Annotated in this window: 12 protein-coding genes; 5 read left to right on the top strand and 7 right to left on the bottom strand. The window is 63.0% G+C overall.

The features are described 5' to 3' along the window. Positions 1 to 33: 33 nt before the first annotated feature. Together rpsI and rplM are read right to left on the bottom strand one after the other, a co-directional pair. Positions 34 to 438 (bottom strand): 30S ribosomal protein S9, encoded by a 405-nt coding sequence (gene rpsI / locus QZY67_RS00705; RefSeq protein ID WP_294536645.1) that lies wholly within the window; start codon positions 436 to 438, stop codon positions 34 to 36. Between the two features lie 16 nt (positions 439 to 454). Beyond that, entirely contained in the window at positions 455 to 886 is a 432-nt protein-coding gene (gene rplM / locus QZY67_RS00700) for a 50S ribosomal protein L13 (protein ID WP_295368093.1), read from the bottom strand. Positions 887 to 1,124: 238 nt separating this feature from the next. On the opposite strand from rplM, the gene QZY67_RS00695 reads away from it, so the two are divergent. Then, positions 1,125 to 1,898, top strand: coding sequence for an ATP-binding protein (locus tag QZY67_RS00695; protein ID WP_295368092.1), 774 nt, complete (start codon positions 1,125 to 1,127; stop codon positions 1,896 to 1,898). Continuing rightward, complete coding sequence (locus QZY67_RS00690) at positions 1,895 to 2,422, top strand: DNA topology modulation protein FlaR (protein WP_295368091.1); 528 nt, start codon at positions 1,895 to 1,897, stop codon at positions 2,420 to 2,422. The genes QZY67_RS00695 and QZY67_RS00690 overlap by 4 nt, the downstream gene beginning before the upstream one ends. A 57-nt stretch (positions 2,423 to 2,479) precedes the next feature. On the opposite strand, the gene QZY67_RS00685 is transcribed toward QZY67_RS00690, so the two are convergent. After that, positions 2,480 to 3,571: a glycerol dehydrogenase gene (locus QZY67_RS00685; RefSeq protein WP_295368090.1), complete on the bottom strand. Its 1,092-nt coding sequence runs from the start codon at positions 3,569 to 3,571 to the stop codon at positions 2,480 to 2,482. Positions 3,572 to 3,791: 220 nt separating this feature from the next. On the opposite strand from QZY67_RS00685, the gene QZY67_RS00680 reads away from it, so the two are divergent. From QZY67_RS00680 to htpG, 3 genes are all read left to right on the top strand, one after another. Further along, the gene (locus tag QZY67_RS00680; RefSeq protein ID WP_295368089.1) at positions 3,792 to 4,991 is read left to right on the top strand and encodes a DUF815 domain-containing protein; all 1,200 of its coding nucleotides are present in this window, start codon (positions 3,792 to 3,794) and stop codon (positions 4,989 to 4,991) included. 35 nt (positions 4,992 to 5,026) lie between these two features. After that, entirely contained in the window at positions 5,027 to 5,497 is a 471-nt protein-coding gene (locus QZY67_RS00675; RefSeq protein ID WP_295368088.1) for a GNAT family N-acetyltransferase, read from the top strand. A 122-nt stretch (positions 5,498 to 5,619) separates the two neighbouring features. Continuing rightward, a complete protein-coding gene (gene htpG / locus QZY67_RS00670) occupies positions 5,620 to 7,533 on the top strand; it encodes a molecular chaperone HtpG (protein WP_295368087.1) in 1,914 nt (637 codons plus the stop codon). A 60-nt stretch (positions 7,534 to 7,593) separates the two neighbouring features. Here htpG and QZY67_RS00665 read toward each other — a convergent pair whose 3' ends face one another. The 4 genes from QZY67_RS00665 to QZY67_RS00650 form a co-directional block, all read right to left on the bottom strand. Then, positions 7,594 to 8,805, bottom strand: coding sequence for a hypothetical protein (locus tag QZY67_RS00665; RefSeq protein WP_295368085.1), 1,212 nt, complete (start codon positions 8,803 to 8,805; stop codon positions 7,594 to 7,596). A 180-nt stretch (positions 8,806 to 8,985) separates the two neighbouring features. After that, the gene (locus tag QZY67_RS00660; protein ID WP_295368084.1) at positions 8,986 to 10,470 is read right to left on the bottom strand and encodes a polysaccharide biosynthesis tyrosine autokinase; all 1,485 of its coding nucleotides are present in this window, start codon (positions 10,468 to 10,470) and stop codon (positions 8,986 to 8,988) included. Continuing rightward, positions 10,463 to 11,950 carry a CpsD/CapB family tyrosine-protein kinase gene (locus tag QZY67_RS00655; RefSeq protein WP_295368083.1) on the bottom strand — a complete coding sequence of 496 codons (1,488 nt, stop codon included), beginning with the start codon at positions 11,948 to 11,950 and terminating at the stop codon, positions 10,463 to 10,465. Before QZY67_RS00655 ends, QZY67_RS00660 begins: the two co-directional genes overlap by 8 nt. 24 nt (positions 11,951 to 11,974) lie before the next feature. Beyond that, on the bottom strand, positions 11,975 to 12,781 hold the full coding sequence (locus tag QZY67_RS00650; protein ID WP_295368081.1) for an immunoglobulin-like domain-containing protein: 807 nt from the start codon (positions 12,779 to 12,781) through the stop codon (positions 11,975 to 11,977). Between the last annotated feature and the right edge of the window lie 118 nt (positions 12,782 to 12,899).

Here is a 12,899-nt window from a genome sequence, read left to right as displayed (position 1 = left end):
AGTTCCGGGGTTTTTGACCACTTTTGATAAAGTTTAGCGCTTGCTGAACTGCGGAGCGCGACGGGCAGCCTTGAGGCCGTACTTCTTGCGCTCCTTCATACGAGGATCGCGGGTGAGGAAGCCGGCGGCCTTCAGAGCGGGACGGAACTCGGGGTCCACGTTCAGGAGGGCGCGGGCAATGCCGTGACGGATGGCGCCGGCCTGGCCGGTCACGCCGCCGCCCACGACGGTGGCGACAATATCCACCTTGCCGATGGTGCCGGTGGTGTTCAGGGGCTGACGGACCACCATCTTCAGGGTGTCCAGGCCGAAGTAGTCGTCGATGTCGCGGCCGTTGATGGTGATGGCGCCGGTGCCGTTGGGGAACAGGTGCACCCGGGCCACGGAGGACTTCCGGCGGCCGGTGCCGTAGAGATAAGGCTTCTTGCTCTTATACATAGTTCAGTTTTCCTCCTTATTCCGCGGTCCAGGCCTCGGGCTTCTGGGCGGCCTGGTTGTGCTCAGCGCCGCGATAGATGTGAAGCCGGGTCAGGGAGTCCTTGGTGACGATGTTGCGGGGCATCATGCCGCGGATGGCCACCTTCATGGCCAGCTCGGGCTTCTCCTGCATCAGGATGCGGTACTTGGTCTCCTTGAGGCCGCCGGGATAGCCGGAGTGGGTGCGGTAGTACTTCTGCTCACCCTTCTTGCCGGTCAGCACGGCCTTCTCGGCGTTGATGATGACCACGAAGTCGCCGCAGTCGGCGTGGGGGGTGTACTCGGGCTTGTGCTTGCCGCGCAGCAGGGTGGCGGCGGTGGCAGCGGTCTTGCCCAGGGGCTTACCGGCCGCATCGAGGATGTACCACTTGCGGACGATGTTTCCCTTGTTGGCCATAAAAGTGGACATAGGTGAAACCTCCATTGCTTTTATATCTTCCAAATCTGGACTTAACAGAATCAAAGCTCCACCTGTACAAGTGGAGCGTTTTGTATTATAATGCACTCGTTTCAAACTGTCAACGGCTTTTTTCATGTTTTTAATTTACAAATATGAAATCTCCGTTTTTCTCTTGTTTTCTTCTCTATACTCTCTTATTCTCATTTTCATTTTTCAATTTATTTTCCCGAAAAAGTGAGGTCTCCCTATGAACACCAAGCTCCTGAGCTACGTCCGCCGCTGCGTGGAAGACTACGACATGATCAAGCCCGGCGACCGGATTGCCGTGGGCGTGTCCGGCGGCAAGGACTCCATTACCCTGCTGGCCGGTCTGGCCGGCCTGCGCACCTTCTTCCCCGTGCCCTTTACCGTGGAGGCTTTCACCCTGGACATGGGCCATGTGGACGGCGGAGAGGGCATGGACTTTACGCCGGTGGCGGAGTTCTGCAGGGCCCTGGACGTGCCCTACACCATCCTCCCCTCCGAAATCCACCACATTATCTTTGACCTGCGGAAGGAGAAGAACCCCTGCTCCATGTGCGCCAAGATGCGCCGGGGCGCCCTCCACAACGCCCTGATGGACCACGGCATCCACAAGATTGCCCTGGGCCACCACTTTGACGACGCGGTGGAGACCTTCTTCCTCTCCCTCTTCTATGAGGGACGCATCTCCTGCTTCCAGCCGGTGACCTACCTGGACCGGACCGACATCGTGCAGATCCGCCCCCTCCTCTATCTGAGCGAGGCCAGCATCCGCACCATCGCCGCCAAGGAGGGATATCCCGTGGTCCACAATCCCTGCCCCGCCGACGGCTTCACCAAGCGGCAGGAGATCAAGGAACTGGTCCGCACCCTGGACAAGCAGTATCCCGGACTGAAGCAGCGGGTGCTGGGGGCCATGCAGCGGCTCCCCCTCCCCGAGTGGGGCCCGGTGAATCCCCGCCGCCGCCCTCTGCCCGATGTGGGAGGCGAACAGGCATGAAGATCGCGGTGATGGGCTACTCGGGGGCGGGAAAATCCACCCTGTCCAGAGCCCTCTCCCAGCGGCTGGGGCTGCCCCTGCTCCACCTGGACAAGGTGCAGTTCACTGCGGGCTGGCAGGAGCGGGACCGGGCGGAGGCCCTGGCCATGGTGGAGGAATTTATGGCCCGGGACAGCTGGGTCATCGACGGCAACTACTCCGGGTTCCTCCAGGACCGCAGGCTGGAGGAGGCCGACCTCATCGTCTTTCTGGACCTTCCCCGGCTTACCTGCCTGCGCCAGGCCTGGGGGCGGTACCGCCGTTTCCGCGGCCAGGTGCGGGACAGCGCCGCCGACGGGTGCTGTGAAAAGTTCGACCTGGAATTTTTCCGCTGGCTGGTGTGGGACGGGCGCAGCAGGAAGCGGAGCGCCCAGTACCGGAGCCTTATGGCCCGGTACAGCGCAAAGGCCGTGGTGCTGAAAAACCGGGCCCAGATCCAGTCCTTCCTGGCCCGCTTCCCGGCGTCAGACCCCGCAGCTCCCTGAAAAGAACGCCCCCTGCCGTCCTGATGGACGGCAGGGGGCGCTGCGCGTGTATCTCCCTTACTTATACTGGCGGCCCAGGGCGTCGGCGGTGAGAATGGCGGCGTAGACCTTGTCGGCGGTGACCTCCATGGGCATGTTGTGGATGGTCTCGCCGGGCGCGGAGGCGGCCTCCGCCACGGCGCGGATGACCTTGGGGTCGGCGCCGGCCAGGCCCAGGTCGGCCAGGGTGGTGGGCAGGCCCACGCTCATGCAGAAGTCCAGCACCTCTTCAATCTGCTCCATGTCGGCGTTCTGGAGCACCAGCTGCACCAGGGTGCCGAAGGCCACCTTCTCGCCGTGGTACAGGCTGTGGGTCTCGGGGGCCACGGTAAAGCCGTTGTGGATGGCGTGGGCGCCGGCCAGGCCGCCGGACTCGAAGCCGATGCCGGAGAGATAGGTGTTGGCCTCGATGATGTTCTCCACAGCCTTGGTGCACACGTGGTTCTCCACGGCCAGCTTGGCCTTCAGGCCGTCGGCGAGCAGGGTGTCGTAGCAGGCCCGGGCCAGCACCAGGGCGGCGTTGGTGATCTTGCCGCCGGCGCAGGTGGAGGCGTTGGCGTCCGCGGTGGCCTGGGCCTCAAAGTAGGTGGCCAGGGCGTCGCCCATGCCGGACACCAGCAGCCGGGCAGGGGCCCTGCTCACCACGTCGGTGTCCACCAGCACCACGTTGGGGTTGGCGGGCAGCCACAGGTACTCCTCAAAGACGCCCTCGTCGCTGTAAATCACGGACAGGGCGGAACAGGGGGCGTCGGTGCCCGCGATGGTGGGCACGATGACCACAGGCCGGCCGGCGTAGTGGGCCACGGCCTTGGCGGTGTCGTGAATCTTGCCCCCGCCGATGCCCACCACCACGGTGGCGCCCAGCTCGTCCAGCCGGGCCTTCAGGCGGTTGATCTCGTTTTTGGAGCACTCGCCGTTAAAATACTCAAAGTGGACGGCGCAGCCGGCGGCCTTGAAGCTCTCCTCCACCTGTCCGCCCACCCGCTGGTAGCCGGACTTGCTGATGAGCACAAAGGCGCTCTCCCCCAGGGGACGGGTGTAGGCGCCGATATTGTTCAGCTCGCCCTGGCCCTGAATGTACTTTCCCGGTGCAATAATGATATTGGCCATATGTCAGCTCTCCTGCTTTTCATTTGATATTTTATGGTGCTCCCTCTGCTCTGTCCGCAGCCGGGAGCCGAAAAGAGTATATCTCTTTGATAATTATTTGTCAATCTTTGTGTGGAATTTTTTACAATTTTCGTCTCTTTCCTCTTCTGCGGACAGGCCATTGACAACCGGCGGCGGCGCGCATAAAATGGAAAAAACACACGTCCGGGAGGGACCAGATATGACATTGGAAGCGCTGCGGTATGCCCTGCTGGGAATATCCGCCTATCGGAATATTGTGGACGAGCCCCTGATGCGGGAGGTGTCCGCCCTGCTGGACGCCATCGGCGGCGGCCGGGGCGGCGAGGCCCTGGAGCGGTACGCCGGCGTGTTCTACCGCCTGCGGCAGGAGGGATACGAGACCCTGGGCGGCTGGCTCCGGGACAAGCTCCGCTATGAGGACGGGCCCTATCCACGCCTGGTGGAGCGGGGCGGAGAGGACAGGGCGCTCTCTGCCGCGGCGGAGCGGGACGTGGAGGTGCTCTGTCAGCTCTCATGCCTGAGCGGCGGAGTGATGCTCAGCCGGATTGCCGCCCTTCTGCCACCCGAGGCGGCCACAGTCCCCGCCAAGCTGCCCCGCTGGAGCGGCGGCGCGCCCTTTGACTTCGCCTCCCTCACCGCGTTCTACCGCAGCAGCGGCGCGGGACTCTTCGCCCGCAACCGGGCCTTCCTGTGGGAGGACGGCGCTCTGCGCCCGGTGGCCGACCCGGACTGCACCGGCGGGGAGGAACTCATCGGCTACGAGCGCCAGCGGGAGCAGGTCATCGCCAACACCCGGGCCATGATGGAGGGCAACCTGGTCAACAACGTGCTGCTCTACGGCGATCCGGGCACCGGCAAGTCGGTGACCGTCAAGTCCCTGCTCACAGTGCCCGGCTTTGAGGACCTGCGGCTCATTGAGGTGCGGAAGGAGGAGCTGGGTGAGCTCCACGACCTGATCCCCTCCCTGGCCGGGCGGCGGCACAAGTTCATCCTCTTCATCGACGACCTGGCCTTTGACCAGGACGACAAAACCTACTCCGTCCTCAAGACCATCCTGGAGGGCGGCCTGGAGCGGCGGCCGGCCAACGTGGCGGTGTACGCCACCTCCAACCGCCGCCACCTGGTGCGGCAGACCTTCTCCGACCGTGCGGGGGACGAGGTGGACCGCACCGAGACCATCGCGGAAAAGACCTCCCTGTCCGAGCGGTTCGGCCTGCGCATCCCCTATCTGGCGGTAAACAAGGCGGAGTTTCTGGACATGGTGGAGCGGATGGCCGGCCTGTACGGCGTCACCATGGACCGGGACGCCCTGCGGGCCGAGGCGGTGAAGTTCGAGATGCACCATCCGGGCCGGACGCCCCGCACCGCCCGGCAGTTTATCGCCAGCCTCAGCATGTGACCGGCGCCGGGGTTGGAAAAGGAGCGTACCGTGAAATGGAAATTCTGAATCTGAGAGCCCACAGCGAGCTATTCGGGATGGCGGCGGAATGGTTCCATGAGAAATGGGGTATCCCCGCGGCGTCCTATCTGGAGAGCATGAAGGAATGCCGTAAGGGCGGGGCGGCAGTCCCCCAGTGGTACGCCGCCATGGAGGACGGGCAGATGGTCGGCGGGCTTGGCGTCATTGAAAACGATTTTCACAGCCGAAAGGACCTGGCCCCCAACGTCTGCGCGCTGTATGTGGAGGAGGCTTACCGCCGCAGGGGCATCGCGGGGGAGCTGCTGCAATGGGTGTGCTCCGACATGGGCCGGTTTGGAATCGACACCCTCTACCTTGTGACCGAACACACCTCCTTTTATGAGCGGTATGGCTGGCGCTTCCTGGGTCTGGCCCGCGATACGGACGGCTCGGACGGCTGGATGCGGATTTACGCCCATACAACCGAGGCCGGGGATAAATTGTAAATTTTCTTTGAACCCCCTTGAAAATTATCACGCGAAGGATTATGATAGCGTTAGCACTCAGAACTATCGAGTGCTAACGCTATGTTGTTGATAAGACTTTTTCATATATGGAGGCAGATATCATGGAAAAGAAGCAGTTTCAGGCGGAATCCAAGCGCCTGCTGGACCTGATGATCAACTCGATCTACACCCACAAGGAGATTTTCCTCCGGGAGATCATCTCCAACGCCAGCGACGCCATTGACAAGCTGGCCTACAAGGCCCTCACCGACGACCAGGTGGGTCTGAACCGGTCCGACCTCAAGATTGTCCTCACCCCCGACCAGATTGCCCGCACTCTGACCATCAGCGACAACGGCATCGGCATGACCAGGGAGGAGCTGGAGGAGAACCTGGGCACCATCGCCCGCAGCGGCTCCCTCCAGTTCAAGCAGAACATGGACCAGGACAAGAAGGCCGACGTGGATATCATCGGCCAGTTCGGCGTCGGCTTCTACTCCGCCTTCATGGTGGCCGACAAGGTCACCGTCACCAGCAAGGCCTACGGATCCGACCAGGCCTGGCGCTGGGAGAGCGAGGGCGCCGAGGGATACACCATCGAGCCGGCGGAGAAGGCCGGCGTGGGCACCGACATTGTGCTCCACATCAAGGCGGACACCGACGAGGAGAAGTACGGCCAGTATCTGGAGCAGTACCGCCTGGACGACCTGGTGAAGAAGTACTCCGACTACATCCACTATCCCATTCAGATGCTCATGCACAAGTCCCGCCAGAAGGAGCGCCCCGCCGACGCCGGCGAGGACTACAAGCCCGAGTGGGAGGACTACGACGAGTGGGAGACCCTCAACTCCATGGTGCCCCTGTGGCAGCGGCCCAAGAGCGAGGTGACCGCCGAGGAGTACAACGCCTTCTACAAGGAGCACTACGGCGACTGGGAGGACCCCCTGTCCGTGGTCCATGTCCACGCTGAGGGCCAGGTGGAGTACAAGGCCATGCTCTACATCCCCGGCCACGCCCCCTACGACTTCTACACCCGTGAGTACGAGAAGGGCCTTCAGCTCTACTCCTCCGGCGTGCTCATCATGGACAAGTGCGCCGACCTGCTGCCCGACCACTTCCGCTTTGTCCGCGGCGTGGTGGACTCCGCCGATTTCTCCCTCAACATCTCCCGTGAGGTGCTCCAGCACACCCAGGTGCTGAAGATCATCGCCAACAACCTGGAGAAGAAGATCAAGGCCGAGCTGCTCAAGCTCCAGAAGGACGACCGCGCCAAGTACGAGACCTTCTGGTCCGCCTTTGGCCGTCAGATCAAGTACGGCATGCTGGAAGACTACGGCATCCACAAGGACATGCTCAAGGACCTGCTCCTGTTCCACTCCTCCAAGGACGGCAAGCTGACCACCCTGGCTGAGTACCGCCAGCGGATGGCTGAGGACCAGGAGTATATCTACTACGCCTGCGGCGAGAGCGTGGACCAGATTGCCCGTCTGCCCCAGGCCGAGCGGATTCTGGACAAGGGCTATGAGATTCTCTACCTGACCGAGGAGCCCGATGAGTTCATCATGAACGGTCTGGGCGCCTGGGACGAGAAGTCCTTCAAGCCCGTGACCGACGAGGACGCCCTGCCTCAGACCGACGAGGAGAAGGCCGCCGCCGAGAAGAAGGCGGAGGAGAGCAAGGATGTGCTCACCTTCGTGAAGGAGACTCTGGGCGACAAGATCAAGGAGGCCCGGGTGTCCAAAATTCTGAAGTCGGGCGCCGTGTGCCTCACCGCCGACGGCCCGGTGACCATTGAGATGGAGAAGTACTTCTCCCGCATGGACCCGGAGCGCGCCCAGGGCATGAAGGCCCAGCGGGTGCTGGAGCTCAACCCCGACTCGGGGGCCTTCGCCGCCCTGCGGGAGGCGGTGGACGCCGACCCGGAGAAGGCCAAGAAGTACGCCGAGCTGCTCTACGACCAGGCCCTGCTCATCGCCGGCCTGCCTCTGGAGGACCCGGCCGCCTACACCGAGCTGGTGTGCAGCCTGATGAAGTAACCGAAAAGCAGAACGCCGCCCCGGCGCCATATGGCGCCGGGGCGGCGTTTTTTCTGCTGTTTAACCCTCGTAGGGCTTATCTGTCTCGATATAGACGCCCAGCTCCGCACTCCAGCTCACATTAAAGCCCAGAGCCTGGCCCAGATCCCGCAGCTTGTAGTAGGTATACCCGCCGCCTGCATCGTCGGTGAGCAGGATGGCATCCAGCGCGGCGGCAGAGCCGTTCACATTGGTGGCGGCAGCGGAGTCCTGATAGCTCCGGTTGCCACTGAAGGGGGTGGACATCTCAGAGCCATTGGGAGTGTAGGCCTGACCGGTGACCAGATTTACCGCGCCGTCCCAGCCCACGTTGAACTGGGCGGCGGTGCCGTTGAGGGCGTACGCCACGTCGCGCACCTTCACATAGTTGGTGTCGTTGCCCTTCTCGTCCTTGAGGGCATACATCTGGAACTCCACGGCCACGCCGTCCACCTTCACCGACTGGGTGGAGGCATAGGCGGTCTTGGCGGGGGTGGGGGGAGTGACGCCGCCGCCGGTCCAGACGGCATAGGTCACGTATTCGCCGGCGCTGTCATAGATGCTGGTCAGAGTACCCCAGTCAAAGGTCTCCTGCTTGAGCTGGAGGGGCTTACCGTACTGATCCTTAAACTGGGAGACAAGGGAGCTGGCCGCAGCCGTATCGTCCATATACACCCGGAATCCCTCAAAGGCGGGCTCATCCCGCTCCACCAGGATGCTGCCGCTGTTCAGGGTATAGCTGTCGTTTACAGTCAGGCCGGTGGTGGTGATAGAGCCGCCGGTGAGGGTCAGCTTGAAGCAGGAGAAATAGGTTGAGGTGATGGCGGCGTCGGTCAGCGCCAGGTCGCCCAGCGTGAGCTGATGGCAGGAGAGACTACCCCCGCCCTGGATGGTCACCGTGGGCTGGTCCTCCAGGGTCTTGCCCATCTTATAGATGGAATCCATGGTATTGACGCTGTTGCTCGTGCCGCTGGTCAGCACAAGGGTGAAGGACTTGTCCAGATTACACAGCTGGAAATAGCCGCTGTCGCCATAGGGATTGTCAGGGGTTGCGATGTTAAGCCCGTTGAAGGTCATGGTATAGTTACCGTCATAGCTCCAGCCGGCGCCGCTGGCAGGGACGTCATAAGAATAAAAGGTTTCGCCGAAGCGGAAGCCCACCCGGGTTTCACCCATGGCATCCGCCAAGGCAGGGACGGACAGCCCCAGGGCCAGAGCCATGGCCAGAAACATGGATAGAAATTTTTTCCTCATAAAAATACCTCCCATTCCCATATCCTGCGGCGTGAGCTGTTCCGCAGGACATAATTTCCTGTATTTTATACTTTTTCTAAATTTAAATCAATAACATAAGTTAATAGAAACTGGAAAGCCGAGAAACATTCGAAATAAAAATTTCCCTTGGAGCGGCTTGCGCTCCAAGGGAAATTTTGTTTATTTTCTCTCTTCTTCCAGCTGGCCGTCCCGGCCGCTCTTGCGGCTGTGCCGCTCATAGCTGCGGTAGCTGCTGCCGTAGCCATATCCATAGCCGTACCCGTAGCCGCCGCCGCTCTCCTTCACGCCGTTGAGCACGCAGCCCATCAGGGGCGTCCGGCTGCTGGAGAGCAGCTGGATGCTGTCCATAATGTGGGACACCTGGGCCTTGCCCGCCCGCACCACGTACAGAATCCCGTCGGCCAGCCCCGCCAGGGCGGTGCTGTCGCCCAGCAGGCCGTTGGGCGGCGTGTCGATGACCACGTAGTCCGCCTCCTCCCGCAGGGCCTTAATCAGCCCGGACAGCCTGCGGGACTCCAGCTGCCGCCTGGGATTGTCCACCGCCTTGTCCCCGGCCAGCACCCGTACCCGGGTGCCCTCCAGCTCCACCAGCGCCTTCTGCGGGCTGCCATCGCCGCTCCGGAGCAGCTCGGGCACCCCGGCGGAGGGCGCGGTCAGCCCCAGGGCCTTCTTGACGCTGGGCTTGCGCAGGTCCATGTCCACCAGGATGACCCGGGCGCCGTTCTGTCCCAGGGTGAGGGCCAGGTTGACCGCCACGGTGGTCTTACCCTCCCCGGGCACGGTGCTGGATACCAGGAACACCTTGCTCCCCTGCCGCTCCGCCTCCCGCAGGAAGCGGATGCGCAGGCTGCGGACGCTCTCCTGGAATGCGCTGCCCGTTCTCTCGTTGAGAATCGACACCGCATTCCCCGCCGCCCCCGTGCGCCGCTTAAAGGATACCGTGGGCAGCGTGCCCAGGCAGGGCACGTTCATCCACTTCTTCATGTCCTCCCGGGTGCGGATGGTCTTGCTGGCCATGGCCAGCGCCAGCAGGAGCAGCACTCCCACGCCGAAGCCCAGCACCGCGCCCTTGATCACTGTGCGGGCGGGCTGGAAGGCGTTATAGGGCTGGCTGGCCACCGCCGGCGGCACCAGCACGGTCAGCTCCGTGCTGCCGACCACATAGTTGGCCACCTGGGGATACACCGCGATGACCCCGTTGAGGATGTCATAGGCGTCCTGGGCGCTGGTGCTGCTCACCTGCACGGAGAACAGGTTGGTGTTGGCCACCGATTGAGCCGTAATGCTGCCGTTGAGCCAGGTCACCCCCAGCTCCCGCTGGAGGAGCTGCTGCATCAGGTCGGAGGAGAGCAGATAGGGAAAGGTGTTGGCCAGCTGCTCGGCGGCGGCCTTGTCGTAATAGCTGTCCACGCCGGTGATATCATACTGGTTGCTCAGCAGCTGCACGGTAAAGGTGGCCTCGGAGCGGTACATGGGCGTGTAGCTGCGCCAGCTGCGCAGCCACAGCAGCCCGCCGGCCAGCACCGCCAGCACCAGCGGCACCCAGAACATGCGGGTGAAAATCCGCCAGAGCTCCCCCAGCAGTGCGGTCAGGTCAATGGGCTCGGGAGCCTCCGTATGCTGTTTTGTCTTGTGTTCATCCATTGCCGTTCTCCGTCTCCTGGTTTTCCTGTTCCCCGTCCTGGCTGTGCCGGCGGCGGCCGTAGCCGCCATATCCGCCGTAGCCGTAACCGTACCCATAGCCATAGCCGTACCCGTAGCCGTGCCGCCTGGACTCGCTGAAGAAGGGGGTGGTGCGCACGTCGTTCAGGATGCACCCCAGCAGCTCGCTCCGGCAGCCCCGCAGCAGGTCGGCGGCGTCGTTGATGCGGGGGGCGGGCACGCAGTCCTGCCGCACCACCAGCAGGGAGGCGTCCGCCCGGTCGGCCAGGTACTCCATGTCGGAGAACAGGGCGATGGGCGGGGAGTCGATGATCACAAAGTCCATCTCCGCCCGGGCCTGCTCCAGCAGGGTCCCCATGCGCTCGGCGGCAATCTGCTCCGCCGCCTGCCGGCTCCCCTGCTTGGACAGCAGGACATACAGCCCGTGCTTTTCCAGGTACTCCGGCCGGTACTCCGCCTTGCCCGAGAGCACGTCGGCCAGCTCCACCCGGGGATTGTATCCCAGAAGCTTGTACTGGGCCGCCTTGTGCATGTCGGCGTCTATGAGCAGCACCCGCTTCCCCTGCTGGGCCAGGGTCAGGGCCAGGTTGGCGGCCACGGTGGACTTGCCCTCGTTCTCCGCCACGCTGGTGATGAGAATGACCTGGTAGCCGTTGTTTTTGGCGGCGTAGCCCAGCTTGACGCCCAGCTTGTACATGGTCTCGGTAAAGCGGAAGCTGGCCACCGGCATGGTGACGAGCAGCCCCTTATTGGTCCGGCGGAGCTTGGTCCGCAGGGTCTTGTTCTTGCTCTCATGGAAGATGACGCCGAACTGCCGGGCATCCACCTTGCGCCGCAGGCCCTCCGTGTTCTGCACCGTGTCCGCCCACAGTGTGAGCAGCAGCACCAGGGCCAGCACCGCGCCCGCGCCGCCCACGGCGGCCAGCTTCACCGTCCGGCTCCGGTTCAGGGGGTTGGAGGGGGCGGTGGGCACTTTGGGGCTGTCCAGCTGCTTGAGGATGACGTTCTGGAACATCTGCTCCGACACCTGGTCGTAGTTCTCCAGCACCAGCTTCAGGGTGCGGAAGGCAGTGTCCGGCCGGTCCGCCGTCACGGTGAGCACCAGCAGGTTGGTCTCCGGGATCACCACGGCGGACAGCTCCCCGGGCAGGGAGGCCTCCCCCATCAGCTCGGCGGCCAGGCTGTCAAACACATTGCTCTCAAAGAGGGTGGTAAAGGTCTCCGCAATCTCGGCGGACATGCTCAGGTTGGACAGCACCGAGGAGTAGCTGCTGCTCCTGACCGACACGGCCAGGGTGGTGCTGGCGGTATAGGAGGGGTGGTAGAGGCCGGTCATGGCAATCCACGCGCACAGCACGGCGATGACCCCGCCGGCGAGAATGGCCGGGAGCTGGCGCAGCACCCGCCGCGCCACGCACAGCGGCTCAATGCCGCCCCAGCTGAACTGTTTCTTTTGTTCCATTGCTTCGGCTCCTCCGTTCCGGCCTTACTCTACCACCACAAAGAGCTCGGTGGTCCCCGTCACGCCGGTGGTCCCGACGCAGGAATAGGTCACCTGATAGCTGCCCGGCGTCCTGGTGTCCACGTTGGAGTCCACCGTCACGTTGGCCGCGTCGCCGCCGATGACCTCTTCAAAGTAGTCCATGGGCTGGAAGCTGTCCCCGGCCTCCAGGTAGACCAGATACTGCTTCAGCAGCAGATAGGGCTCCCCCGCCTCCCGGTTCTGGATGCGGATCTCCGCCGTCCAGGTGCTGGTGTCCCCCATGCTGTTGGTCACCTCAAAGGTGACCGGATAGCGGCCCTCCGCCAGGGCGTCCAGGCCGGTGCTGGTGGCCTTCACCTGGGCGGACAGATCCCCGTCGATCACGTCCCAGGCGGTCAGCCGGTCCCGGATGACCACCGGCTCCCCCAGCTCGTAGCGCAGCTCCATGCTCAGGCCGAATCTGGGCGGCGTGTAGTCGGTATAGCGGACCGTCCGGGTCAGCTTGGCCACGTGGCTGTCGCTGTCCACCACGGCGTAGGTCACGGTGGTCTCGTTGTCCTGGATGCTCTTTTCGATGCCCTCCACCATAACCTGAGCCGTCAGGTCGCCGTCCTTCTCATCCCAGGCGGTCACGCCCTCCAGCAGGACCTCCTCGCTGCTCTCCCCCACTTGGATCACCAGGGGAGTATCCGGGCACTCGATGACGGGCAGCGTCTGGTCTGCGGCGCTCCGCTGCCGGACCTCCGTCCAGACAAAACCCGCCGCGCTCACAAGCAGGAGCGCGGCGATGATGAAATGAAGCTTCCTCATGGTATCTCCTCGCTAACTTCATGGCTGCTGTTTTGCCGCTCCGGCGGCGGTTCGCTCACTCCATTTTGTATTTTCTCAATTAAATATACAATTTGGAATCAAACTGAACCAGTGCTCC

Source organism: uncultured Pseudoflavonifractor sp. (assembly GCA_904419835.1).
Taxonomy (GTDB): Bacteria; Bacillota; Clostridia; order Oscillospirales; family Oscillospiraceae; genus Pseudoflavonifractor.
The sequence above is the reverse complement of the archived record's forward strand: the minus strand, read 5'-3'. Positions and strand labels throughout refer to the sequence as shown.